Annotated in this window: 18 protein-coding genes; 11 read left to right on the top strand and 7 right to left on the bottom strand. The window is 41.6% G+C overall.

The genetic code is table 11. The annotated features are described in order from the left end of the window. Positions 1 to 168 precede the first annotated feature (168 nt). The 3 genes from JIG37_RS20230 to JIG37_RS20220 form a co-directional block, all read right to left on the bottom strand. Positions 169 to 522: a hypothetical protein gene (locus tag JIG37_RS20230; protein ID WP_138599726.1), complete on the bottom strand. Its 354-nt coding sequence runs from the start codon at positions 520 to 522 to the stop codon at positions 169 to 171. A 153-nt stretch (positions 523 to 675) separates the two neighbouring features. Beyond that, positions 676 to 2,799: a TonB-dependent siderophore receptor gene (locus tag JIG37_RS20225; RefSeq protein WP_199530164.1), complete on the bottom strand. Its 2,124-nt coding sequence runs from the start codon at positions 2,797 to 2,799 to the stop codon at positions 676 to 678. 191 nt (positions 2,800 to 2,990) lie between these two features. Continuing rightward, positions 2,991 to 4,157: a DcaP family trimeric outer membrane transporter gene (locus tag JIG37_RS20220; RefSeq protein ID WP_138599724.1), complete on the bottom strand. Its 1,167-nt coding sequence runs from the start codon at positions 4,155 to 4,157 to the stop codon at positions 2,991 to 2,993. Positions 4,158 to 4,449: 292 nt separating this feature from the next. Between JIG37_RS20220 and acs the strand changes: the two genes are divergently transcribed. Both acs and JIG37_RS20210 read left to right on the top strand, forming a co-directional pair. Continuing rightward, the gene (gene acs, locus JIG37_RS20215; protein ID WP_199530163.1) at positions 4,450 to 6,390 is read left to right on the top strand and encodes an acetate--CoA ligase; all 1,941 of its coding nucleotides are present in this window, start codon (positions 4,450 to 4,452) and stop codon (positions 6,388 to 6,390) included. Positions 6,391 to 6,486: 96 nt separating this feature from the next. Beyond that, positions 6,487 to 7,137, top strand: coding sequence for a response regulator transcription factor (locus JIG37_RS20210; RefSeq protein ID WP_054551155.1), 651 nt, complete (start codon positions 6,487 to 6,489; stop codon positions 7,135 to 7,137). A 52-nt stretch (positions 7,138 to 7,189) separates the two neighbouring features. Here JIG37_RS20210 and purU read toward each other — a convergent pair whose 3' ends face one another. Then, entirely contained in the window at positions 7,190 to 8,020 is an 831-nt protein-coding gene (purU, locus tag JIG37_RS20205) for a formyltetrahydrofolate deformylase (RefSeq protein ID WP_199530162.1), read from the bottom strand. 340 nt (positions 8,021 to 8,360) lie between these two features. On the opposite strand from purU, the gene JIG37_RS20200 reads away from it, so the two are divergent. Together JIG37_RS20200 and JIG37_RS20195 are read left to right on the top strand one after the other, a co-directional pair. Beyond that, complete coding sequence (locus tag JIG37_RS20200) at positions 8,361 to 9,722, top strand: hypothetical protein (protein ID WP_199530161.1); 1,362 nt, start codon at positions 8,361 to 8,363, stop codon at positions 9,720 to 9,722. 105 nt (positions 9,723 to 9,827) lie between these two features. Beyond that, positions 9,828 to 12,431, top strand: coding sequence for a DUF2339 domain-containing protein (locus JIG37_RS20195; RefSeq protein ID WP_199530160.1), 2,604 nt, complete (start codon positions 9,828 to 9,830; stop codon positions 12,429 to 12,431). A 36-nt stretch (positions 12,432 to 12,467) separates the two neighbouring features. Here JIG37_RS20195 and JIG37_RS20190 read toward each other — a convergent pair whose 3' ends face one another. After that, positions 12,468 to 15,908, bottom strand: coding sequence for a PAS-domain containing protein (locus tag JIG37_RS20190; protein ID WP_199530159.1), 3,441 nt, complete (start codon positions 15,906 to 15,908; stop codon positions 12,468 to 12,470). A gap of 387 nt (positions 15,909 to 16,295) precedes the next feature. Between JIG37_RS20190 and JIG37_RS20185 the strand changes: the two genes are divergently transcribed. From JIG37_RS20185 to JIG37_RS20170, 4 genes are all read left to right on the top strand, one after another. Beyond that, positions 16,296 to 16,559, top strand: a complete 264-nt coding sequence (locus JIG37_RS20185) for a DUF4212 domain-containing protein (protein WP_054551160.1) — start codon at positions 16,296 to 16,298, stop codon at positions 16,557 to 16,559. 10 nt (positions 16,560 to 16,569) lie between these two features. Beyond that, on the top strand, positions 16,570 to 18,294 hold the full coding sequence (locus JIG37_RS20180) for a sodium:solute symporter family protein (protein WP_199530158.1): 1,725 nt from the start codon (positions 16,570 to 16,572) through the stop codon (positions 18,292 to 18,294). 119 nt (positions 18,295 to 18,413) lie between these two features. Next, positions 18,414 to 20,252, top strand: a complete 1,839-nt coding sequence (locus tag JIG37_RS20175) for a DUF294 nucleotidyltransferase-like domain-containing protein (protein WP_054551335.1) — start codon at positions 18,414 to 18,416, stop codon at positions 20,250 to 20,252. 8 nt (positions 20,253 to 20,260) lie between these two features. Continuing rightward, a complete protein-coding gene (locus tag JIG37_RS20170) occupies positions 20,261 to 20,884 on the top strand; it encodes a 3'-5' exonuclease (RefSeq protein ID WP_199530157.1) in 624 nt (207 codons plus the stop codon). 14 nt (positions 20,885 to 20,898) lie between these two features. Here JIG37_RS20170 and JIG37_RS20165 read toward each other — a convergent pair whose 3' ends face one another. Beyond that, positions 20,899 to 21,177, bottom strand: coding sequence for a type II toxin-antitoxin system RelE/ParE family toxin (locus JIG37_RS20165; protein WP_199530156.1), 279 nt, complete (start codon positions 21,175 to 21,177; stop codon positions 20,899 to 20,901). Beyond that, the gene (locus tag JIG37_RS20160) at positions 21,174 to 21,458 is read right to left on the bottom strand and encodes a type II toxin-antitoxin system RelB/DinJ family antitoxin (protein ID WP_199530155.1); all 285 of its coding nucleotides are present in this window, start codon (positions 21,456 to 21,458) and stop codon (positions 21,174 to 21,176) included. Before JIG37_RS20160 ends, JIG37_RS20165 begins: the two co-directional genes overlap by 4 nt. Before the next feature lie 609 nt (positions 21,459 to 22,067). Here JIG37_RS20160 and epd point away from each other — a divergent pair. From epd to fba, 3 genes are all read left to right on the top strand, one after another. Further along, entirely contained in the window at positions 22,068 to 23,084 is a 1,017-nt protein-coding gene (epd, locus tag JIG37_RS20155) for an erythrose-4-phosphate dehydrogenase (protein WP_054551164.1), read from the top strand. 42 nt (positions 23,085 to 23,126) lie between these two features. After that, a complete protein-coding gene (locus JIG37_RS20150; protein WP_138599591.1) occupies positions 23,127 to 24,302 on the top strand; it encodes a phosphoglycerate kinase in 1,176 nt (391 codons plus the stop codon). Between the two features lie 196 nt (positions 24,303 to 24,498). Beyond that, a complete protein-coding gene (fba, locus tag JIG37_RS20145; RefSeq protein ID WP_187490641.1) occupies positions 24,499 to 25,563 on the top strand; it encodes a class II fructose-bisphosphate aldolase in 1,065 nt (354 codons plus the stop codon). The last annotated feature ends 214 nt before the right edge of the window (positions 25,564 to 25,777 follow it).

Genomic DNA, 25,777 nt, shown 5'->3' with positions numbered 1-25,777 from the left:
TTAAGCGTGATTTGACCCGCACTTAACACAAAAAGACCGCTACACAGTTAGCGGTTTTTTTATGGTTGCTTGTAGTTGCGATTTTATATCACGTTTAATTGCAGAACTTAATGCGGGATATACCCGCAGTTGTTGGAGTAGGAAGTTAATTAAGCGAATTGGTATAACTCATTTTACACGTTCAATATATTCGCTACGACGCCATAAAATAGCAGCAAGAGTTGCCAGAGGGATTATCAAAAAAATCGCTATTGTTTCAAATAGCGCATTATCGTCATATATGAATGCCAAGCTGGTAGCTGGTATTGTCATCAGCGTGAAAATTCGATACATAAGTTCTGTATCAGTTCGATATATGAGAGCTGTTTGGCAATCAGGGCAAGTGAATAGTTTACCGTCAACCCTGTCTATTGGTGTACTCGCTTTGGCTATTGGAAACTTCCATCCACAATCTGGACATCTTCTAGAGCGTTTCGATTTTTTAGCATCCATTAATCTGTACCAAATAACTAAAATATTCATTTTTTAATACACTACAGAAAAATTTATAAGGTGCAATGAAGTGAAGGTTATTCGCTATGTTTTTTGCTCTTAGAGTAAAATGGGGTAATAAAAAAGCCGCATATGATGCGGCTTTTCATGTACTTAAAGCTTAAAACTTGTCGCTTTATAAAATTATAGCTGCCAGTTAAAAGACACTGAGTAGTTACGTGGTGCGCCGTAATAACCTTGTGCCCAGAAAAGACTGTGGATGTACTTTTCGTTGGTCACGTTATTAACGTTCAAGTTAACGCTCATATTGTCATTAATATCGTATGTTGCCATTAGGTTTAATAGGCCGTACGCATCTTGCGTTGTGGTGATAAGTGCAGCATTTGTTGCCGCATCACGAACTTGTACGCGCTTTGTATCGTCTTGCCAGCGATAGTTTAGGCCAAAGGTTAAACCATCAACTTCAGGCACTTTATGAGTTACAGCAAGTTTGAATTGGTTTTCAGGTGTGTAGTCTTTGACTAACTCATCACCATCAATGTTTAGATTGCTGTAGCTGAAGCTTGCACTTAGTGTTTCGTTGATTTGACCACTAAGCTCTACTTCAATACCGTCGCTGTTAATGCCATCTGCACCATAGTAGCGAGTGTCGTCAGGTAATGAATCAGGGATAGCAACAGCAAGGCCAACTTGTTTAGCATCAAAGTATGCAAGAGTTACAAATAAATCGTCATCAAGTAGCTGCGCTTTCACACCAATTTCGCTACTTTTACCTGTGATTGGATCTAAGTAATCGCCATTGATGTCACGCTCTGTTTGTGGAACAAAGGTTTCTGTGTAGCTTGCATAAGTTGAGAAGCTTTCGTTGATATCATACACAGCACCGAAGTAAGGCACCGTTTGGTCGCTATCTTTGTCTTTTGCAACGCCGTAAGAGGCACCTTCAGTTTCCCAATTTACTTGGCTCACACCTGCTAAAATGCTGAATGCGTCAGTTGCACGAATGCGTGTTGAAACATATGCAGAGCGTTGACGGCTAGTGATATCAGCACCTGTTAAACCATCAGTAAGTGTTGGTACTGGCGCAACACCGTCCCAACCACCTAGCTCAGGCATTGCAGGGAAACCATTGCCTGTAGTGTAGTCATACAATGATTTATCTTTGTTATCCATATCTGCTTGGTTTACACCAAACGACAGATCATGTTCCATACCAAATAAATCAAATTTACCTGTTGCGTAGATATCTAAAATGTCGTGCTTATCTTTGTGGTCATATTCACTAGCATAACCAGTTAGGCCAAGACCTGTTTCTCTGTCTGGTGTGCCGTAAACATAGAAAAGCTCAGAATCTTGCTCATTTTCTAAGTGCGCGTAGCTGGCTTTTAAGAACCAAGTATTGGTGATTGCTTGCTCAATTGATAAGAACAGCTGCTCAGTTGTGTTATTCCAATATGACCAATCTGAAGCAGTGCTGGTTGACGCATCAAAGTTTGTTGCTGAACCATCGCTGTAATAAAGTGGTAAGGCACCCCAAAGTGGGCTGTCGGCATCTTTCTTTTGATTTACATAGTTTGCAGTGACTACTGTGCTATCAGTTAATTGACCTTCGTAGGCTAGGTAATAAATTGTTTTATCTTGCTCGTAACGGTCAAGGTATGACTCAGTTTTGTGCTTAGTGAATACTGCACGTACAGCGTGGTTTTCGTTGATAGCTGTTGAAGCGTCAAGCTCTAAACGTTTGTTGTCCCAAGAGCCATACGATACAGACGCATTTACTTGTGTTTGATAAGTAGGGCGTTTTAGAACCATGTTCACGGTTGCTGAAGGGTTACCCGCACCTGTCATTAAACCATTGGCACCACGTACAATTTCAACACTATCAAAAATAGAGGTATCAAGAGTACCTTGGATTGAACCGTTGTCTTGCGGCATACCCATGCCATTAACTTGGAAGTTAGTGATCTCAAAACCGCGAGCTTTAAAATAAGTACGATCAGTTTCAATTTGCTCAACAGTCACACCCGGTGTGCTTTCAAGAACTGCGTTAAGGTTATCGAGTGAGAAGTCATCCATTAATGCACGTGAAACAACAGAGATTGACTGTGGTGTCTCTTTAATTGTTAGCCCTAATTTGGTCGCTGACTGTGCTTCTTCAGTGATGTAGTTTTTATGATGCTGGCCATACACGGCTATTTTTTCAATTGCTTGTTCTTCTTTTTGTTGTTCTGCAAAAGCGTGGCCACTTAAAAGTGCTGAGGTCACAAGGCTTAATTGAGATAAGCGCAAAAATTTTGTTGATGACATGCAAAGTTCCAATTAGTTCAATGAATAGTGAAATTAATGCGTAATCTAATCTAAATGAAAATAATTTGCAATTAAGGTTTGCTGTTTTAGTGAATAATTGATTGCAAAAAAGTTTAAAGGGCACAGAAATATAAAAAGGAGATATAAAAAAAGCGGCCGAAGCCGCTTCAGGAAGTAAATAAGTTTAAATCTTAAAAAACGTATTTTGCAGAAAACTGTAGACGATCCATATCACCGTCAGCACCGCTTTCTAACTCACGCTCGGCATGTTTAAACTCAACACCAAAGGTGAGCTTTTTAACAGGCGAGTATAAAAGGTTGGCACTATAGCTTTGGCTCATTTCTGTAGGGTCGCCAGTCACAGCAAGTAAATCTGTGTTGTTATCTGCTGAGAAGAATGAGTAAAGGAAAGTTGAACGCCATTGGCTGTTCCAGTGTTGTTGGTAGGCAATAAAACCTGATGTTGAATCAATCGCATCTAAATCATCACCATCAAGCACAGCACCATTTGCTACGTTTAAACCAATGTAGCGGCCTAAACCTGAGCCTTGAGTTAGCATGAATTTTAGGTTGTTTTGGCCAAAATTAACTTTACCTGAGGCGCTGATACCGAACGATGATGTATCTGCATCAATGCCATTTTGCTTGTAAGTTAATTGACGAGCAAGACCGGTAAATACTAATTCCCCCCAATCAGCTTTATGTGCATAACGTGCTGTAAAGTCTGGCATTGATGCATCATCAGTGGCTACGCGAGCGCCGTCTACTGTGACTGTGCTCTCTGGGTTTTCGATAGAGAATGACCAGTTGCCAGTAGTGTAACGTGCCTGTGCTTGGCGTACGAACACGGTACCCTCAGCAGGTCCCACGAAGTCGAGTGTTTCAGGTAATGCGCCTACGTTTTGAAAGTTTGACCATGCTTGACCAAATAACCAGCCATCATAAGTTACAAATGCTTGACGAATACGTGGCGCATAAGAGTTACTTACGCGTTCGTTACCGCCTGGTGCTGAAGCAATAAAGTCGATTTCAATTTTAGTTTTGATGGTTTTGCCATCGTCTAACTTTGTTGCGGTACCTAGGTTAAAGCGAGATTGGCGCGCGTGCATGTCAAATACAGCATCGCTGTCGCTGTCTGCGCCTACTGGTGTTGTACCTGGTACATAGAAGTCACGGCCAATACTACCACCGGCTGGTACGCCTGCTGAGTAATCACTCCACATGGCATCAAGTTTTACATAGCCACCATAAGAAACCTCTGTGTTACCAATGGTTGCAGCGTTAGCATTGCTGGCAAGTGCTGATAAAACAGCTGAAGCTGCTAGTGTTTTTAATGCGGTTACTTTTGTTGTTGTCATAATGTGTATTCCTGTCGAAGCTACTTGTTGCATTAATGATTTTTTAATAATGTTGTTGTACCACTGTTGTTTAAGATAAGACTTCTCTCAATTATCTATTGGTCTATTAGACTAAGGTGGAATATCTGGTTAAATCACAACCAATCTAACATTGAACTAGATTATAGAAGGCGATTTCGACGTTTTTTGTTAAATGACAAGATATACAACTAAGGTCTAATACTTTCAGGGGCTTTGCTGAGTGATCCTTGATGCAGGCCGTAGGCAAGTAATTAAAATGGAGACGACAACAATGTCAGAAAGTATCTATCCAGTACCAGCGCATATCAAGAATGCTGCATTAGTTGATAACGATAAATATAATACACTGTATAAGCAATCGATTGATGACCCTGAGGGATTTTGGCGAGAACACGGTAAACGCCTTGATTGGTCAACTCCTTACAATAAAGTAAAGAATACTTCATTCGACAAAGGCCACATCAGTATTCGCTGGTATGAAGACGGCCAACTAAACGCATCTTATAACTGTATTGACCGCCACCTTGCTACTAAAGCCGATAAAACAGCCCTCATTTGGGAAGGCGACAACCCTGAACATAACGAAAACATCAGCTACCAAAAGCTTCACGACGAAGTCGCTAAATTAGCTAATGGCCTTAAAAAATTAGGTGTATCGAAAGGTGACCGTGTCGCTATTTATATGCCAATGACACCGCAGGCTATTTACGCTATGCAAGCGTGTGCGCGTATTGGCGCGATTCACTCTGTGGTATTTGGTGGTTTCTCTCCATCAGCGATTGCTGACCGAATTAATGATTCAGGCGCTAAAGTGGTGATTACATCAGACGAAGGTCGTCGTGCTGGTAACTGCGTACCACTTAAAGCAAATGTTGATGAAGCGGTATCACAAGATTCAGTAACCACTGTTGAGCACGTTATTGTTCATCAACTGACCGGTGGTGAAGTTGAATGGAATAGCCATGATGTTTGGTGGCATGAGCTTGTAGCTGATTTACCAGCTGAGTGCGAGCCAGAGCCAATGAATGCAGAAGATCCGCTGTTTATTCTTTACACTTCAGGCTCAACGGGTCAACCAAAAGGTGTGGTTCATACTACCGGTGGTTACCTTGTTTATGCATCGATGACACATGAATATGTGTTTGACCTGAAAGAAGACGATATTTTCTGGTGTAGTGCCGATGTGGGCTGGATCACAGGTCACAGCTACATTGCTTACGGTCCATTAGTGAATGGCTGCACGCAAGTGGTTTTTGAAGGTGTACCAACTTACCCAACGGCGGGGCGTATGGGTGAAGTGATTGATAAGCACAACGTGACTATCCTTTACACAGCACCAACTGCTATTCGTGCTCTAATGGCGAAAGGCGATGAGCCAACAGCGACTTCAACTCGTAACAGCCTTCGTGTTATGGGCTCTGTGGGTGAGCCGATTAACCCTGAAGCGTGGGCATGGTATTACGAGCACATTGGTAACGAAAACTGCCCAATCGTCGATACTTGGTGGCAAACAGAAACTGGTGGCATCATGATCACACCATTACCAGGTGCGACAGATATGAAACCAGGTTCTGCAACTCGTCCGTTCTTTGGTATTGCACCGGCACTATTTGATGCTGAAGGTAATACACTCGAAGGCGCGGTTGACGGTAACCTTGTTATTTTAGACAGCTGGCCATCACAAGCTCGCACAGTTTATGGCGACCATGAGCGCTTTGAACAAACCTATTTCTCAGCATACCCAGGTGTGTACTTCACTGGTGACGGTTGTCGTCGTGATGAAGATGGCTACTACTGGATCACAGGCCGTGTAGATGACGTACTTAACGTATCAGGCCACCGCCTAGGTACTGCCGAAATCGAGAGTGCATTGGTTGCTCACGAAGCAGTAGCAGAAGCGGCTGTAGTTGGTTACCCGCATGATATTAAAGGTCAGGGCATCTATGTTTACATCACTCCAAATGAGGGTGTTGTAGTGAGTGATGAACTAACAAAAGAGGTACGTAACTGGGTTCGTAAAGAGTTAAGCCCAATTGCATCACCAGATATGATCCAATGGTCTCCGGGTTTACCGAAAACTCGTTCTGGTAAGATCATGCGTCGAATTTTACGTAAAATTGCGGCAAATGAGCACCAACAGCTTGGTGATACCTCTACACTAGCCGATCCAAGCGTTGTTGATGAGCTAATCGAAAACCGATTAAATCGTTAAAATCGCGTTAAAAACTTGATTAGAAGTTGATTCTAAACGTAGTATATCGGCTGTCACTTAGAAATAGGTGTCAGCCGAATTTATTAGGAGTGAACCATGAGTCAGTTTTTAATAGCGGACGATCATCCGTTATTTCGTGAAGCGCTGAAAGGGGCATTGAGTGCTAAGTTCGCTGATTTAGAAGTGTTTGAATCGGAAAACTTTGATACCACTTTGCAGGTGCTAAGCGAGCAAGAAGATCTTGATATCTTACTACTAGACCTTCACATGCCAGGCAATGGCGATTTATACGGCCTTATTCGCATTCGCGAAGACTATCCAAGCTTACCAATAGCTGTTGTTTCTGGCAGCGAAGACATCAATGTAGTTTCTAAAGTAATGGGTTATGGTGCGATGGGGTTTATTCCTAAATCATCTTCATCAGATGATATTGCGCTGGCAATCAACCACATTCTTGAAGGCGATGTTTGGCTGCCACTTGAACTTAAAGATAAAGTGGCTGCTGTAGATGGCGAAGACAAAGAAATTGCAGCGCAAGTGGCTTCACTGACACCGCAGCAATACAAGGTGTTGCAATACTTGCACGAAGGCTTGTTAAACAAACAGATTGCTTACGAGTTACATATTTCTGAAGCAACCGTTAAAGCACACATTACAGCAATTTTTAGAAAGCTAGGTGTGTATAACCGTACTCAAGCGGTATTAATTGCCTCTAAATTGCAACTAGAGCCTATTGAGTCGGCATAACAAACGATAATAAAAATAATAAAGAGGCCATTCAGCCTCTTCATTTTATTGCTTAAGCGAACACCACGGTTCGATTAGCATTGATAAACAGTTTATGTTCAGATGCGAGTTGCAGCGCTTTACAGAATACTGTTTTCTCTACATCTTTACCCATTTTTGCCATCATCTCTGCGGTATCCGCATGACTGACATGCGTCACATCTTGTAAAATAATCGGCCCTTCATCAAGCTCATTATTAACAAAGTGAGCGGTTGCGCCAATAATCTTTACACCGCGCTCAAATGCCTGATGGTAAGGCTTTGCTCCAATAAAGGCAGGCAAAAATGAATGGTGAATATTAATAATCTTACCTTCAAAGCGCGCCACAAATTCAGGGCTTAAAATACGCATATATTTAGCAAGGCCAATAATGTCAGGCTGGTAGCTGGCAATTAAATCACCTACTTGTTGATCATGCTCCGCACGGCTTAAACCTTCGTGCGATACCACATGAAATGGCACGCCAAAGCCTGCAGCCAATGGCGCTAAATCAGCGTAGTTAGCAATTACAGCTAATACTTCGATGTTTAAGGCTTTTTCGAATTGCTTAAGTAATACCCCACCTAAACAGTGCGCTTCTTTGGTAGCAAGTAATACCACTTTCGTTTTTTCGCTGCTGTGCAGGGCAAGCTCTGCGCCATCAGGAAGTAGCTCAGCAAGGCTTGGTAAAAAGTCCTCTGAAATAACGCCGCTTAACTCTGTACGCATAAAAAAGCGTTTAGCGTCTTTATCTACAAATTCGTTATTACGTGTAATATTTAAGTTATGTTGATGACAAAGGCCGGTGATCTTGGCAATTAGACCAACATCATCATCGCATTGTGTGGTTAAAATCGTGTTCATAGTCCTCATTCTAATCCCGTTTGTGTGAACACCATTATTTGCTAATTTTTTTGTGCTGCATAGCGCAAATTTAACTATCTAATAATTTATCTGATTTGATTGTATAAGCGCCTAAAATGTAATCATTATTTACTTTTCGTGTAAAAGTAAGCTGCTTTCACTATAAATGTGATTTTCTGTCCATAATTATGATTAATTAAGTGCTTTTCTACATCATTTTCTACACTTTTTAACTTTATCGTAAGTAACTGTAAGTGAAGGTAATAGTTTGTAAAACATAGAATTTTTTCGCACTATTCGAGTCAGAATGGGGTATTACAAACAATAAGGAAAAAATTCCATGAAAAGCACTCTGCTTAAAACAATTGTTGCCTCAAGTTTGCTTTCGGTACTGGCTGCCTGTTCAAGCGACGACAGCAGCAGTAGCAACAGTGGCTATGTGCAACTGTACAATGGCTCTTACAACAGCCCATACACACGTTTATTTGTTGATGACACTGAACGTTCAGGCGCAGATTTTGGTGATGTATCAACTCGTCATAACTACAGTTCGGGGGAGTATGATTTAAGTTTTGAATATGTTGATGCCAACGATAGCTATATCACCATCGATGAAGAAACCATCAAAATTAAAAATGATCAAACTCAGCTGCTAGTAATGAATGGCGACTTTGCTGAACCAACGTTTACAGAGCTCAGTGTGCCGACGTTAAGCGATGAAGATGAATTCAATGTTGGCTTTTTTAATATCGTTGGTGAAGATAACCTTTACGATGTATACGTTGCTACCGACGACGGTTTATTTGATACCGCTGAGTTATTAATGACTTCGCAATACCTCGTTGAACCAGAATTAGCGACGCTTGAGGAAGGTTATTACACTATTTATATTACCGCTAGCGGTAGCACAGATGTGATTTTTGAATCACCAACCGTGTACTTTAATGATGAAGCAACGTACATGGCGATGATCCGTCCAAGTTATGCAACAGAAGAAGATGGCATTACGCTTGATGTCGTAACGGCTAGTAGCTCAGTAACACAACTAAACCACCAAGACGCGCAAGGTCAGCTGCGTTTTATCAATACTATCGATGACTACACGCAAACCCAGTTTAAAGTAACCCGAGGCACAACGGCGACTAACACCGAAGTTGTCAGCAACGATAGTTACTCTGAATACATGAGCATGTCGCCAAATAGTTACAGCGTCGCCATGTTAGATGAAGCGGGTGACACGATTGTAGATAACTTCTTAATGACATTAGAACGTGAGCAAAGTGCGGTTGGTCTTTTCTACAATGACAAAGATTACGGCCCTCGTATGATGACCATTGAAGAAAACCTAACTCCAAGCAGCTACAGCCATGCAGTTACTGTGGTTAACTTAATTGATAGCTATGCTGGGCAAGAAATTGACGAGGTTGATGTGTACTTCACCCTCAATGGTGAAACGGTTGAAGATACTAGCAATGTTGTAGAAGGGTTAGATCAATACGACCAACAAGAGCAGGTGGTTGATAACGAAGTTTATACAACCTATGTGGTGTTTGAAGATAACGGCCAACAGATTGTGCTTTTACAACAAAGCGATATGGATTTTACTGAAGAAGGTAACTATATCTTGGTGATTGAACACGATGAAACCACTGATTCAGGTTACAAGATGACCTTAGAGCGTACGGTGACTGAACAGTCTTAACCGGCTAAAACGCAATATCGTTGTTTATTTACTCTTGCTAAGTGTTTATTGTATAAACAATTAAGGCTTTTGCTTTTTTGTTTAAAGTATACACAAGGAGAGAGTATGGACGGCGGTATTGCGTTACTAGTCTTACTAGCACTAGTTGTTGTAGGTGGCTCAATTGCTGGCATTATTGCCCTTTTTCAACTCTCTAGTTTAAAGCGAGAGGTGGCTGCTCTTCGAGTAAAACTTAACGCGACATATGTTAATAACCCTCAAACAAATACTGCAAACACGTTTGAAAATTCAAACGAAGATCTGACTGACTCAGCAAAATTTGAACCAAAGCCGAAAGTCATTATTAAGCCGATTGAGGCTATCCCTAAAAAGCCAGAGCCAACAAAACCCAAGCCTGCCATTTTAAATCCGCTAGTAAGCCAACTCGTTACACAAATCAAAGCCAATTGGCTAACTTGGGTAGGAGCGGTTGCACTTGCCTTTGGTGGTATCTTTTTAGCCCGCTATTCACTGGAAGCAGGCTTATTATCCGAAACTATGCGACTCACACTTGGGGCTATTTTTGGTCTGAGCTTAATTGTTGCGGCTGAGGTGTTACATCGTAAAGATATTATCTTTGATGGGTTTAGTAACTATATTCCCGCTGCGCTTGCTAGCGGCGGCTTTATCAGTTGTTTTGCGCTCACTTTACTGGCCTACAGCCATTATGGCTTACTCCAAGCATTACCTGCATTTAGCGTTTTAACCTTAATCTCTGTAGCAGCCAGCTGGATGGCGCTGCGTTTTGGTCCAGTGCTTGCGGTCATTGGTATTATTGGCGCCTACAGCGTGCCGGTTTGGGTCAATACTGGGAATAATGATTTTATAGCGCTGCTTACCTATGTTGCTTTTGTTAGTGTTTCTGCTTCGCTGGTAGCGCATTATGTAAAACGTCATTGGCTGTGGTATCTGTTATGGGCAGGTCATTTAGGTTGGTACATTTTAGTTGCATTGACAGTATCTAAAAACCTGCATTGGTTTATTAATCTTTATGCTCTATTTAGCATCATATTGTTAATTGCTATTCCACGCTTTGGGCTGGGCTTTAAGCAAATTGAATACCGCCCACATCGCTTTAAAACGCTAATGAAACAACTGCCCGACAACCCTTTGTTATTAGCGGTTGTCGTACCACTTTATCTTTTACTCATGAGTAGTAATCAACTGCTTACTTGGCAGTTGAGTATGTTGTTGTTAGTGGCTTTACTGTTGTTTTTGGTATTAAAAAACAGTGCATGGGATCACTGGCTGATAATAGCTGTCGTCAGTGTAATGTGTTTGCTGACAGGGCAAAATAATACTGTTGATTATTCTGAGCAGCTTTTTGTATTTAGGCAAAATTACGGAGCAGGGCTGTTTTTTATTGCTTTGTTTGCTGGCTATGGTTTTTTATTTGGTCTTAAATACCCTAAACGCTTTGGCTTTACGTTACTCGCATCACTTTCAAGTTTTGTGATTATTAGTTGCTTATATCTCATCACTCCCGACCATGCCTTGATGACGGCATACCCGGTTTGGTGCTTTGTATTACTGGCACTGTCTGCCTGGCTATTTAAGTTATCCATCAATAGCACAAATCCAATGCGAGTATTTAGTTACTGGCTCGGCGGTAATGCCAATATTAGTTTGGCATTATCCATGCTCCTTGAAGGCAGCAGCTTGACCTTAGCGCTTGCTGTGCAAGTGTTGTTGATCAGTTTTTATGTGAATAAACAGTCACTCAGCATACTGACTTGGCCGCTTAAAGGTTTAGTTGGTGCTTTACTCATTAGATTAAGTTTTGCACCTTGGTCAGCGGATTACAGTGATGCGCTGCTGCTCGGTGTGCATTGGAGTTTGATTGTGTACCCAGTATGCGCTTGCTTATTTTACTTAGCGGCGAGGCACTGGCAGCTGCAATCAGTTCGGGTGTGGCTAGAAGGTGCGGTGCTTCATTGTATTGCTTTATTTATTACCACAGAGACGAGCTATCAGTTGGTGGGGCGCTACCCTGATTTTGAGAGCTTGTCTGTGTATGAGCATATTTTATTAACCTGTAACTGGGGCATCTTGGGTTGTGTTTATTTACTGCGCTCACGCTTTACTGCGCAATTGGTTAAGCTCTATCAAATGGCTGGTTTTGCGTTATTAACATTAAGCGGCTTGCTAGTAGTGAAAAGCTTTACCGCTGTAAATCCGTTTTTTGAACCGATAAATATAGGCAGCTGGCCGATTATTAACTGGTTACTATTACTTTGGTTAGTACCAGCTTTAATTGCAATTTGGGCAAGCCGACTGACGAAATCTCAGCACTATTTACAAAAGCTGTTTACAGTTCTTGCAGGTGTGATGAGTGTTTTATATATCAATGCGGAAATTCGCCACAACTGGCAAGGCGAGTTTATAAATATTGCTTTGCCAACCTCAGATGCCGAGCTTTACAGTTATTCTTTAGTTTGGCTTATTATCGGAGCTATGGTAGTTGTGATAGGGCATTTAAAAACCATTACGTTATTACAAAAGCTTGGCCTTGGCTTATTGGCGCTGGTGGTGTTAAAAGTGTTCTTGATTGATATGGCAAACTTAACTGGATTATTGCGGGCTATTTCGTTTATCGGCTTAGGCTTGTCGTTAGTGGCGCTTAGTTGGTTGTTCCAAAAATTTAAGGCAAAGCCTACTGCTTTGCCTTAAATCTATGTTTTTAAAAACGTTGGTTAAGCACTATTGTTAAGTACTGTGGTTAAGCAGTGCTTTGAGTTTTGCGGGCTTAACAGGTTTACTAAGGTAATGAATTTGCTCTTCTTTGGTTTGCTGTTTTAGCGCTTCATCACGTACCGCTGTGATTAAAATCGCCGGTACTGGGCTTTGCCAAATTTCTCTTAGAGTTTTAATAAGCGTGATGCCATCGCAATCATGACCGAGCTGATAATCCATTAAGATCACATCGGGCGCTCGGTGCTCTTTGGCATAGGCCATCACGGTTTCAACTTGATCAAAGAGCTGGTAATTGGCCTGCCACTTTTGCAATAGGCTTGCCATGGCATTAAGGTTTTCAGGGTCATCATCCACCGCAATAATATTCATTGCACTGCGGTTCTCAACACCTTTTTTAGGTGCCTCTTTTTGTTGAATAAATTGGCTTTCACCATAAGGTACTTCAATACTAAAGCGGCTACCTTTGCCAGGCTTTGAACTGACATCTAATCGTAAAGAGAGTAAGTCGGCCATTCGTTTTACAACTCCTAAGCCAAGGCCAACCCCTTTGTTATCTCCCGCTTCAATACGATAAAAGTCATTAAAGATCTTCGCTTGCTCTACTTCTGTAATGCCGGGGCCTGTGTCCCATACTTCAATACGTAAATGATGTTTGCGTTTGCGACAAGCAATTAAAACTCGGCCACTATCAGTGTATTTAACCGCATTTGACACCAAGTTTTGAATAATTCGTCGTAAATAAGTGATATCACTGTGAACGATAACTCCTTTTGAACGCACCGTGAGTTTTAAGCCTTTTTCGCTCGACATAATGGCGTATTCGTTCTTAAGCGGGGCAAGTATGTCATCAATACTAAAGTGACGCGGAGTCGGGGTCATTGCCCCTTGCTCGAGCTTGGCAATTTCTAACAGCGCAGACATCAAATGCACCGTTGAATCTAAACTTGCGCCAAGCTTTTCAAAGTTATTTAAGTTGTTGCTCGAGAGGGTTTTATCATCAATGGCTGCAAGGTACAGGCGCGCCGCATTTAGCGGTTGTAAAATATCGTGACTTGCTAAGGCTAAAAATCGCGTCTTACTGTCATTAGCTTGTTCTGCCTCTTTTTTAGCTAAAGTAAGTGCTTGCTCAGTTTGTACTCGACTATCGATTTGTGCTTGTAAATCTTTATTGATAGTACGGATTTCTTGAGTACGCGCTTCAATACGGTTTTCAAGGTCCATGTTTACTTCTTCAAGCGCATTTTGCGTTTCGATATGCGTGGTAACATCAGAGAAACTTGTTACAAAGCCACCATCTGGCAGTGGGTTACCAATCATTTCGAACACTTGGCCATTACGGCGGTGGCGAATAAAGTGGTGGGGCGTGCCGTTTTTAAGATGCTGCACGCGCTTTTCTACATGGCGCTCAACTTCACCTGGACCACACTCGCCGCGCTCGGCATTGTAGCGGATCACTTCCTCTATGGGTTGACCAACCTCTAAAAAGTTTTCTGGGTAGTCAAACATTTCTGCGTAGCGCTTATTCCATGCCACTAAATTAAGCTCTTTATCAACAACAGAAATACCATGGCTGAGGTTTTCAAGTGAGGTGAATAATAGGTTTTGGTTAAATTGCAGAGCTTGTGTGGTTTCATCAAAAAAGTTAACCACTTCTTCAAAGGCCATGCGTTTACCAGAGGCAACTGTGTGGATCAGCGCCTGTGCTGAAGAGGCACCAAGCACACCAGTTAAGGCGCGTTCACAATAGGCAATAAACTCAGGTTCTGGGTGTGCGTTATTATTATCTAAGTTATGAGTTAAAGAGTAATGGGCTAAAACTTGTTGCGATCGCTGTACGCCCAAGAAGGTTTGTAGCAGAACCTTAAAGTCGTAGACGGTGGCTTTCACATTTTTATTCAAGCGTCTAGCAAACACAGCTTGATCTTTAGGATTAACAAAGGCAGCTGCCTGAATTTTATCAATTAAACGCTCATCTGCACCGAGCGAAAAACTAATGTAACAACCAATATTGGCAAATAAAGCAATGAGGGTGCCACGAGTAATGAGTGTTTGTTGTAGCTCTGCGTTTAAGGTATTGCCTGCATCTAAAATAGGTAGCATTAAGAATAAAACCCAGCAAATGAAGCCTGCTAATAATCCCGCATAAACCCCATAAGCATGGCCTTTTCGCCAATATAGACCACCCACAATAGCAGGCAGTAATTGCGATACTAAAGAAAAGGCCACTAAACCCATACTAGCCAATGCTTTACCATGACCAAACCATTGCTGGTAGAAATACGACAAAATCAAAATGCCAGCAATTGTGAATCGTCTAACTAACAGAATTTGTGATTTATAGCTGCTGGTGATGAGATTACGTTTAAACTTACGACGCAGCATTAACGGCAATACCACATCGTTTGAGATCATGGTGCTGAGTGTAAGTGTGGCTACAACAATCATCGCTGTAGCCGCTGATAGACCCCCGATAAATACAAAGGTCGTTAAAAAGGCGTTTTCGTGCATCAGCGGTAGGGCTAATACAAAGCTATCTGGAGAGAAGCCACTACCAATGCCTGGGTGTATAGCTGCTGTTGCAATAGGGAAAATCATTGCAGCAGTCAGTAACAAATACAGGGGGAATGCCCAGCGGGCAGTATAAAGATGGCGTTTGTCTTGGTTATCGACCACAGTTACATGGAACTGCCTTGGTAAACAGATAATCGCCGCAGCTGCCATTAATGACTGACCGATAAAGTTAAAGCTAAAAAAGTCGAAGTTATGCCAGTGCTGCCAAATAGAGCCCTTTAGTTGCTCGGTTTGCACCGTAGTTAAATTAAATAATGTGTATAAAGCAAGCCCAGCAACGGCCACTAAAGCCAGTAATTTAATCATCGATTCAAAGGCAACAGCCAGCATCAGCCCCGAGCGATATTCGGTTACATCCACCTTACGAGTACCAAAGAATATCGCAAACATTGCCATGATAAGTGTTGCTGAAAGGGCCAGCATAGACCCCGAAATACGATCGTCGTTTTGCAGCAGTAAGAAGCTGCTACTCAGTGCTTTTAATTGCAGTGCGATATACGGAATAGTCGCTAATAAAGCGATAATCGTTACCATAATCGCGGTGGTTTGCCGTTTACCATAGCGAGCTGAAATAAAGTCGGCGATGGTGGTGATATTTTGCTTTTTACTGACCAGTACTAATTTACGTAAAAACCCTTGGCCGAAGAAAAATAGCAGCGCAGGGCCAATTAAAATAGGTAAGTAGTTCCAACTGCTGGTGGCTGCTGTACCAACCGAACCATAGTAGGTCCAAGACGTACAGTAAATCCCTAGTGAAAAAGAATAGACAAATGGGTGGTGACTAATTCTTTTTGCAAGAGGAGTGGTTTTATCTCCCCAATTTGCCAACCAAAACAACACGCCAATATAGGCGAGTGCAACAAATAAAAGCGCAGCTGTCATGTTTAAATTCAGTAATTATTGTAATAACACTACCTTACCAGAATTATGCGCGATTTCGATGGCTAGATTTTTTGCAATAAAAATTAATAAAAATCAAGTTGTTGATATTTAAAAGATAGTACTGTTTTATGCGCTGCTATTAGACTAATGTCGCAGATCATTCGTTTTTACTATTTTCGCTATTTCGCAAATTTATCTTTATAGGTTAAGTTGTTGTTAAATATTGTTTTTTACCATTTATTAACAAATGGTGTTTTGCAGTTTACGTAAACGTAAACTGACTGTTACGACTATGGTCTCAATTCCATAAATCAGAACCCTTGCTAACTTAGTTAATGACAACTAATACCACTCATTACTTTCTTGTAATGCATAAGGGGATAAAAAATGGCTTTTAAAGATGAAGAACAAGCAAAAGCTTATTGGGCGGAAAACCTCGCACTGCTATTTAAATTATTAGCAATTTGGTTTGTCGTGTCATTTGGCTTTGGCATTTTACTGGTAGACGTACTTAACGAGATACGTTTCTTTGGGTTTAAACTCGGCTTCTGGTTCTCCCAGCAAGGCGCTATTTACACCTTTGTTGCTTTGATTTTTGTTTACGTTTTCAAAATGAATACGTTAGATAAAAAATACGGCGTAGACGAATAGGAGCTAAGCAATGGATGTTCAAACACTCACGTTTATTATCGTCGGTTTAAGCTTCGCGCTTTATATCGGCATCGCAATCTGGGCTCGTGCTGGGTCAACAAATGAATTCTATGTTGCAGGGGGCGGTGTACCGCCGCTAGCAAATGGTATGGCAACCGCTGCTGACTGGATGAGTGCGGCATCGTTTATCTCAATGGCGGGTATTATCTCGTTTGCGGGTTATGACGGTGGTGTATATCTAATGGGTTGGACAGGTGGTTATGTACTACTTGCACTTTGTTTAGCTCCTTACCTACGTAAGTTTGGTAAGTTCACGGTACCTGATTTCATCGGTGACCGTTATTACTCACAAGCTGCACGTGTTGTTGCAATTTTATGTGCTATTTTTATCTGTTTCACATATATCGCAGGTCAAATGCGTGGTGTAGGTGTGGTTTTCTCTCGCTTCTTAGAAGTAGATATTGAGACCGGTGTTTACATTGGTATGGTGATTGTATTCTTCTACGCTGTATTAGGCGGTATGAAGGGGATTACATATACGCAAGTAGCTCAGTACTGTGTACTCGTATTTGCTTACCTTGTTCCAGCAATCTTCATTTCAATGATGATGACAGGTCACTTCTTCCCACAAACCGGTTTCGGTGCAACCCTTAGCGATGGCTCAGGACAGTTTGTACTTGATAAACTAGATGGGCTCAGTACCGAGCTTGGCTTTGCGCAGTATACCGAAGGCTCGAAGAGCATGATTGATGTATTCGCAATTACAGGCGCGTTAATGGTTGGTACTGCAGGTTTACCGCACGTAATCGTTCGTTTCTTCACTGTTCCACGTGTTAAAGACACGCGTATCTCAGCTGCATGGACACTTGTTTTCATTGCAATTGTTTATACAACAGCACCAGCTGTAGCGTCATTCGCTCGTGTAAACATGATTGATACAATTAACGGTAAAGACGGTAGCGGTACAGAGTACGCAGAAGCACCAGCTTGGGTTAAAAACTGGGAAAGAACAGGCCTAATCACCTTTAATGATAAAAATGGTGACGGCAAAATGTTCTACTCAGCAGGTAAGATTGATGATCCAAACAGCGCAAACGAAGTTAAAGTTGACCGCGACATCATGGTACTTGCAAACCCTGAGATCGCAGACTTACCAGCATGGGTGATTGCATTAGTCGCAGCAGGTGGTATCGCAGCAGCGCTATCAACAACAGCAGGCTTACTATTGGTGATCTCGACCTCGGTATCCCATGACTTATTAAAACGCACCTTAAAACCAGATATAAGTGACAAACAAGAGCTACTTGCAGCACGCTTAGCTGCGATGATAGCGATTGTGATTTCAGCTTACTTTGGTATTAACCCGCCAGGGTTCGTGGCCTCGGTTGTTGCCTTCGCCTTCGGCTTAGCAGCGGCGAGCTTCTTCCCAGCCATCATTATGGGTATCTTCTCTAAGAAGATGAATAAAGAAGGTGCGATTGCGGGTATGGTGACAGGTATTACATTTACAGCGGCTTATATTATCTACTTCAAGTTCGTAAGCCCTGAGTTGAATACACCGGCAAACTGGTTATTTGGTATTTCACCTGAAGGTATCGGTCTTATTGGTATGATTGTTAACTTTGTAGTTGCAGCTATCGTACTTAAACTAACGGCTGAAACACCAGTTGAAATCCAAGAAATGGTTGAAGGTATCCGTAACCCTAAAGGTTCGAGCGCAGCACACGCGCACTAATAAAACCATTTTATAAGAACACACTCTTGACGTTTAAAAGCCCGACTTAAGTCGGGCTTTTTATTTATTTCAAACAGGGGTAGTGTAGATATTGTCTCTATTTTATAGCGAGAATGACCATGAATACCGAGCAACAGGAAGTCGCCCAATTTGTGATGCAGCAAACGCCATTTAATCAGCTTGATGGCGCTGCCAGTGAGTATTTTGTAAACCATCTCGATATTATTTATTTGACCCGTGAGAATCAAAATCAGTGGTTAAGTTCGGATAATCTAAGATTATTTTTAATTCGCTCTGGCGATTATGATTTAGTTGACCCAAAAGGCGATGTGATCACTAAGTTATCAAGTGGCGATTACTTTGGTTTTCCTTCACTGTTAACTGGCGAAGCAATTCAAAATAGCATTTCAGTGCAAAAGGAAGGCATTGTTTACATGCTTAACCAAGCGGCATTTGATTACTTACGCCGTGAGTATAAGGTGTTTGAGCAATACTTTGTTCGTGCCCATAAAAACCGTTTATTGTCGTCTCATTATAAAAGTCAAAACGACAGTTGGTCGGAGAAAAAAATTTGCGAGTTGATGAATCGCAAGGCCGTCACCTTGGCGCCAGATGCAAGTATTCGTCAAGCCGCTAAAAAAATGAAACAACAGGGAGTTTCATCGATTATGTTGACTGAACATGAGCGTCTTGTAGGAGTCGTGACCGACCGAGATTTACGCAACCGCGTATTAGCCGATGAGGTTGACCCACAAGAGTCTGTTAGTAGCATCATGACGTGTAAACCCAAGTTTATTTTTGAAAATAACCGCGTGTTTTCGGCGCTACACTTAATGCTTAAGCACAATATTCACCATTTACCTGTGCTTGATGAACATCACAAACCGCTTGGTATGCTCACCAGTACTGATTTACTGCGTCAGCAAAAAAGCGACCCAGTACAATTGATTGGGCGAATTTACAAAGCGCATAGCGTGGTTGATTTAAAACGTTATTCGCAAGAGATACCCGGTTTATTAAAAGGCTTTTCGAACAATATTGACGATATCTCTTTGATTGGTAAATTATTAAGTGGCTTAACCGATGCGTTGACTTCGCGGTTAATTCGTTTGTTCCAAGAAGATAATGGTGCGGCACCAACCAGCTTTAGTTTTATTTGTTTTGGTTCGCAAGCGCGAGAAGAACAAACACTGCATTCTGACCAAGATAATGGCCTGTTGCTACCTGATGATTTAACAGAAGAACAACACGATTACTTTAAGCGCATGGGCGAGTATGTCTGTGAGCATTTAATTGAGTGCGGTATAAAACGTTGCCCTGGCAATATTATGGCGAGCAATGCACAGTGCCGTATGGGCATTAATGCTTGGACAGAAAAGTTTCATAAGTGGATCACCTCACCTACACCAGAGGCGATGCTCAATTGTAAGATATTTTTTGACCTACGTTTTATTGAAGGTTCCACTACCTTATATGCGCGCTTTTGTGAGCAGCTAAAACGCATTTCTAAAAATGACTTATTCTATGCGGCTATGGCCAGTGACATTAAAAATACGCCAGTGCCCATTGGTTTGTTTAATCAATTTAAATTAGAGAAAGACGAAAAGCAGCATAAGTACCTCGATTTAAAAAAACGCGGTGTGGTGATCATCAACGACATAGTACGTTTATATTCCCTCAAAGCGGGTATTCAGCGTGCTAATACGCAAGAGCGTATTGATGCGTTAATGAAATTTTCGTTACTCAATAAAGATGATCTCTATAACTTAAAAGACTGTTGGCGCTTTTTAACCCAGCTGCGTTTAGGCACGCAAATTAACGAAGAGGGATTGCCTAGCAACTGTATTAACCCAAATGCGTTGAATTCATTAGAGCGACATCAATTAAAAGAAGCATTTTATTTGGTTAAGCAGGCGCAACAAGCCGCCGCATTTAAGTTTGCTCGCGGTAGTTTATAGGAGAGGGTATGGTTAAACGCTGGTTAAGTCGGTATTTAGCGCGCAAGCAACTCTTGGCAGCTGATGCCTATAAAGAACGCTACATAGTGATAGACATGGAATTAACGGGGCTAGATCCTCGCCAGCACGAAATTGTCTCGGTGGCGTGGGTGATGATAGAAGATCAATGCATTAAACTCAGCGGTGCGCAGCACTTAATAAATAAAGACGTGCAAAGCTTAGAGCAAAGCCCGATTTATCACGGTATTGCAAAACAAGATATAGATACAGGTGAAAGCCTCGAAAGCATTCTTGGTAAGCTGCATCAGCATTTTGGTGAGTGCATTTTAGTGTTTCATAACGCGGCACTTGATTGGGGGTTTTTAAAACAAGCCTGCAGAACGCTTGGCTTAGATGCAAAAGCGCGTTTAATTCTTGATACCTTTGTTATTGAAAAAAAACGCCTGCACCAGCAAGGCCACGAAATTGGCCACGATGACTTAACACTTAGCGAATGCCGTAAACGCTACAACTTACCGCATTATAGCTCGCACCATGCTCTTACGGATGCCATGGCAACAGCCGAGTTATTCTTAGCCCAGTGTCATCAAATTAGTCGTGGTAAGGCATTGAAAGTAGGGGAGCTGATTTAACTTAAAGCCGCTATTTAGTCTTGAGGAAACTTTTGTTTATGATGTAAAACACGCATTACACGTATTGTGTCATCCTCAACCCAATAGGAAATAATCATCGATATTTCTGGAATAATGAGCAGTCGTCCTTTAATGCCAGCACGCTCTACACCCATCAAAGGCTGTGCTAATAAATTTTCTACCTTGGCTTCAATAAGCTCATCGGTTTTGTCTGCAGCACTTGGATTAAAGTGATAAAGATATTCGAAGATTTTTTCACGATCATTTAAAGATTCATCTTCCCACAGGATCATAGATTGCCTCTATTGCGTATTTTTGCTTTACGCTCAGCCATGCGGGATTTAGCTGTTTCGTTGTCGATAAAAGTACTTTCACCAGCCTCATATTTATCAAAAGCTTGATTTACTTGCTCTGTTAACCAAGCGTCATGAGACAGCGCTTTTCTTTGTTGCTCAGCTAGTTGTTCAGTGAGTTCTCTACAAGCATCACTAAGTGTTTTACCTTGGCTTTGTGCCATTTGCTGGGCAAGTCGTTTAGTTTCTTCATCAACTCGAAATTGAATTCTGGTATCCATGCTAGACTCCTCATCTATGTGTGTACAAATGTTAGCACTAGCGTGAGGGTTGGGCAACTAACTCACTTTTTAATTAGAGTTAAGGTGAGTGGTAATTTACTAACTTAAGTAGCATTATTTATCTTACTCTCTTATAAAAACTCTTCAGGTTGATTACCAAAACTGCGCCATCTAAAAAGTGTTAGGCAACTTTTATTTCATCTGACCTCTTATAAAAACTCTTCAGGTCGATTACCAAAACTGCGCCATCTAAAATATGCTAAGCAACTTTTATTTCACCTGACCTCTTATAAAAACTCTTCAGGTCGATTACCTAAATTGAGCCATCTAAAACATGCTAAGCAACTTTTATTTCACCTGACCTCTTATAATAATGTGTAAGGTCGATTACCAAAATTGAGCCATCTAAAATATGCTAAGCAATTTTTATTTTGGCTGACCTCTTATAAAAACTCTTCAGGTCGATTACCAAAATTGAGCCATCTAGGGTTGTTAAAGTAGTTTTATTTACCTTGCCCTCTTATAAAAACTTCAAAGGTCGATTACAATACCGCCATCTAAAAGGCAGCTGCCTTTATCTGCAAGCAAATAGAGTGGATTTTCTTCTTCATGGCAATCAAACTTGCAATTAATGGTTTTGGTCGAATCGGGCGCAACATCGTCCGTGCTCTGTATGAGTCTGGGCTTGAAGATCAAATCAAAATTGTCGCTATTAACGAATTAGCCGACCCTAAGGGCATTGCCCATCTCCTTAAATACGATACATCTCATGGCCGCTTTTCATTTCCAGTTAATCTTGGCGAAGATACTTTAACGGTTGCTAACGACTCTATAGCCTTATTTGCAGAAGAAAACCCTGCAGAACTGCCTTGGCAAACTCTTGATGTTGATGTGGTTCTTGAATGTACAGGGGTGTATCACTCTCGTGAACATGCAGAACTACACTTAGCTGCGGGCGCAAAAAAAGTATTGTTTTCACAGCCTGCAGATGCTGATGTTGATGCCACAATTGTGTATGGTATTAACGATGATGAGCTAAAAGCTGAACATACGATTGTTTCAAACGGTTCATGTACCACAAACTGTATTGTGCCAGTAATTAAAGTGTTAGATGACGCATTTTCGATTGAATCTGGGGCTATTACGACGATTCATGCCTCGATGCATGATCAACAAGTGATTGATGCGTATCATCATGATTTGCGTCGTACTCGCGCTGCAAGCCAGTCTATCATTCCGGTAGATACAAAGCTTGCGCGTGGTATTGAGCGCATTTTGCCTAAGTTTCATAGTCGCTTTGAAGCCATTGCTGTTAGGGTACCCACTATCAACGTGACTGCAATGGATTTAAGTGTAACAGTGAATACTGATGTGAATTTAGCGACTGTCAATCAAGCACTTAAGTTAGCTGCAAAAGATCGCCTTGACGGTATTTTAAGTTACACTGAAGAGCCATTGGTATCGGTAGATTTTAATCATGACCCACATTCTTGTATCATAGATGGCACTCAGACACGTGTTAGTCATAAACGACTGATAAAGTTGTTAGTGTGGTGCGATAATGAGTGGGGCTTTGCGAATCGTATGCTCGACACTGCGCGTGCGATGATGGCTGTAAGCCAATAATTTATAAATATAATATTAGTATCGTTAACTAAGGAGAAGTCCATGTCGGTCATTAAAATGGCAGATTTAGATTTAAACGGCAAACGCGTGTTAATTCGTGAAGATTTAAATGTGCCTGTAAAAGAAGGTAAAGTGACCTCTGATGCGCGTATTCGTGCAGCATTACCAACTATCAAATTAGCGTTAGAAAAAGGTGCTAAAGTAATGGTGATGTCACACCTTGGCCGCCCTACGGAAGGGGAATATGATGAAGCGTTTTCACTTGCCCCTGTGGTTAATTATTTAAATGATGCCCTTGAGCAAACAGTTCGTCTTGAAAAAGACTACCTAGAAGGCGTAGACGTTGCTGATAACGAAGTGGTTGTTTTCGAAAACGTGCGTTTTAACGCTGGCGAAAAGAAAAACGACGAAGCATTGTCTAAAAAACTAGCTGCATTATGTGATGTTTACGTAATGGACGCATTTGGTACGGCTCACCGTGCACAAGCATCGACTCACGGTGTGGGTTTATTTGCTGATGTTGCATGTGCTGGTCCACTACTTGCGGCAGAGTTAGACGCACTAGGTAAAGCGCTTGATAACCCAGCTCGTCCTTTAGTTGCTATCGTTGGTGGCTCTAAAGTATCGACTAAGTTAACTGTACTTGATTCACTTTCTAAAGTGGTTGACCAACTTGTAACAGGTGGTGGTATCGCTAATACCTTCATCGCAGCAGCAGGTCACTCAGTAGGTAAGTCTTTATTTGAAGCTGATTTAATTGATGAAGCAAACAAATTAAGTGCGGCAGCAAAAGCTAATAACGGTGAAATCCCTGTACCAACTGATGTTGTTGTAGGTAATGAGTTCTCAGAATCTGCAGTGGCAACACTAAAAGATGTGAATGAAGTAACAGACGAAGACATGATCTTCGATATTGGTCCTGATACAGCAAACCAATTAGCAAAAATCATTGCTAATGCAGGCACCGTTGTATGGAATGGTCCAGTAGGTGTATTTGAATTTGACCAATTTGGCAACGGCACACGTGCTATTGCTGATGCGATTGCTAACTCAAGTGCATTCTCGATTGCTGGTGGCGGTGATACGCTTGCAGCGATTGATAAATACGGCATTGCCGATAAAGTTTCTTACATTTCAACCGGTGGTGGTGCTTTCCTTGAATTTTTAGAAGGGAAAAAATTACCAGCAGTTGCTATGCTTGAAGAACGTGCTAAGTAATTAGTGCGTATGCCAGCGTAGTTATTAGGTAATTACGCTGGTTTAGCTGTTAATAAAATACCTCTCACCCTCGTTTTATTTACAGCTGTTACGGTAGGCGCGAGCTTTTCGTGATGCAGTGATGCATCAAAAAATAACTTATCCGTTCAAACTAGATAGTAGGAAACTACTGTCGATACAATTTGGAGAATACCAAATGGCTTTAATCAGTATGCGACAACTTCTTGATCATGCAGCTGAAAATGGTTACGGCGTACCTGCTTTTAACGTTAATAACCAAGAGCAAATGCGCGCAATTATGGAAGCGGCTGACAAAACAAACAGCCCGGTAATTGTACAAGGTTCAGCAGGCGCACGTGCCTATGCTGGTGCCCCTTTTATTCGTCATATGATTTTAGCTGCCGTTGAAGAATGGCCACATATTCCAGTCGTAATGCACCAAGACCACGGTACTTCACCAGGTGTATGTCAGCGTTCAATCCAGTTAGGCTTTTCATCAGTTATGATGGATGGCTCATTAATGTCTGATGGTAAAACTCCTTCAAGTTATGAATACAATGTTGATGTTACTCGTCAAACCGTTGAAATGGCACATGCTTGTGGTGTGTCTGTAGAAGGCGAGTTAGGTGTTTTAGGTTCACTTGAAACAGGTGAAGCAGGTGAAGAGGACGGCGTGGGTGCAGAAGGTAAATTATCTACTGATCAAATGCTAACAGATCCTGAAGAAGCCGCTGATTTCGTTCGTAAAACTAAAGTTGATGCACTTGCTATTGCTTGTGGTACATCACATGGTGCTTACAAATTCACGCGTCCACCAACAGACGATATCTTAGCGATTGATCGCATCAAAGAGATCCACGCGCGTATTCCTAACACGCACTTGGTAATGCATGGTTCGTCTTCAGTGCCACAAGAGTGGTTAGAAGTGATCAACCAATACGGTGGTGAAATCCCTGAAACCTATGGTGTGCCAGTAGAGCAAATTATCGAAGGTATTAAATACGGTGTTCGTAAAGTAAATATCGATACCGATCTTCGTTTAGCATCTACAGGTGCAATTCGTCGCCACTTAGCTTTAAACCCAGCTAACTTCGATCCACGTAAATACTTAGCTGAAGCAACGAAAGCAATGACTGAGATCTGTGTTGCTCGCTACGAAGCGTTTGGTACGGCAGGTCAAGCTGGTAAGATCAAGCCTATCTCTTTAGATGATATGCATCTTAAATATTTATCAGGTGAACTTGATCCACAAATCAAGTAATTGACAATAAGTTGAAAAAGCCGGCTTTATGCCGGTTTTTTTATGATTCGATCAAGACGGATCAGCGATATACTTACTCGTGTTTTTCAGGATCACTGTTTTACTAACCTTAGCTTTCACGGATCATTATTTTACTAGTTGTATACTGATCACAGGCTTTTCTTTGCTCATCTTTTAAACGAAATGCTGAGCCTCTTAACATTAAATCAACAAG

Source organism: Pseudoalteromonas sp. bablab_jr010 (genome assembly GCF_016464105.1).
GTDB classification, from domain to species: Bacteria; Pseudomonadota; Gammaproteobacteria; order Enterobacterales; family Alteromonadaceae; genus Pseudoalteromonas; species Pseudoalteromonas simplex.
Note: the sequence above shows the minus strand (reverse complement) of the source record. Positions and strands in the feature narration are given on the sequence as shown.

Excerpts from the sequence above, each read along its gene's own strand:
- JIG37_RS20160 (WP_199530155.1), bottom strand. The coding sequence starts at position 21,458 with ATGGATACCAGAATTCAATTTCGAGTTGATGAAGAAACTAAACGACTT.
- JIG37_RS20175 (WP_054551335.1), top strand. The coding sequence starts at position 18,414 with ATGAATACCGAGCAACAGGAAGTCGCCCAATTTGTGATGCAGCAAACG.
- JIG37_RS20185 (WP_054551160.1), top strand. The coding sequence starts at position 16,296 with ATGGCTTTTAAAGATGAAGAACAAGCAAAAGCTTATTGGGCGGAAAAC.
- acs (WP_199530163.1), top strand. The coding sequence starts at position 4,450 with ATGTCAGAAAGTATCTATCCAGTACCAGCGCATATCAAGAATGCTGCA.
- JIG37_RS20170 (WP_199530157.1), top strand. The coding sequence starts at position 20,261 with ATGGTTAAACGCTGGTTAAGTCGGTATTTAGCGCGCAAGCAACTCTTG.
- JIG37_RS20210 (WP_054551155.1), top strand. The coding sequence starts at position 6,487 with ATGAGTCAGTTTTTAATAGCGGACGATCATCCGTTATTTCGTGAAGCG.
- JIG37_RS20190 (WP_199530159.1), bottom strand. The coding sequence starts at position 15,908 with ATGACAGCTGCGCTTTTATTTGTTGCACTCGCCTATATTGGCGTGTTG.
- JIG37_RS20165 (WP_199530156.1), bottom strand. The coding sequence starts at position 21,177 with ATGATCCTGTGGGAAGATGAATCTTTAAATGATCGTGAAAAAATCTTC.
- JIG37_RS20150 (WP_138599591.1), top strand. The coding sequence starts at position 23,127 with ATGTCGGTCATTAAAATGGCAGATTTAGATTTAAACGGCAAACGCGTG.
- JIG37_RS20220 (WP_138599724.1), bottom strand. The coding sequence starts at position 4,157 with ATGACAACAACAAAAGTAACCGCATTAAAAACACTAGCAGCTTCAGCT.
- JIG37_RS20195 (WP_199530160.1), top strand. The coding sequence starts at position 9,828 with ATGGACGGCGGTATTGCGTTACTAGTCTTACTAGCACTAGTTGTTGTA.
- JIG37_RS20200 (WP_199530161.1), top strand. The coding sequence starts at position 8,361 with ATGAAAAGCACTCTGCTTAAAACAATTGTTGCCTCAAGTTTGCTTTCG.
- JIG37_RS20180 (WP_199530158.1), top strand. The coding sequence starts at position 16,570 with ATGGATGTTCAAACACTCACGTTTATTATCGTCGGTTTAAGCTTCGCG.
- epd (WP_054551164.1), top strand. The coding sequence starts at position 22,068 with ATGGCAATCAAACTTGCAATTAATGGTTTTGGTCGAATCGGGCGCAAC.
- JIG37_RS20225 (WP_199530164.1), bottom strand. The coding sequence starts at position 2,799 with ATGTCATCAACAAAATTTTTGCGCTTATCTCAATTAAGCCTTGTGACC.
- purU (WP_199530162.1), bottom strand. The coding sequence starts at position 8,020 with ATGAACACGATTTTAACCACACAATGCGATGATGATGTTGGTCTAATT.
- fba (WP_187490641.1), top strand. The coding sequence starts at position 24,499 with ATGGCTTTAATCAGTATGCGACAACTTCTTGATCATGCAGCTGAAAAT.
- JIG37_RS20230 (WP_138599726.1), bottom strand. The coding sequence starts at position 522 with ATGAATATTTTAGTTATTTGGTACAGATTAATGGATGCTAAAAAATCG.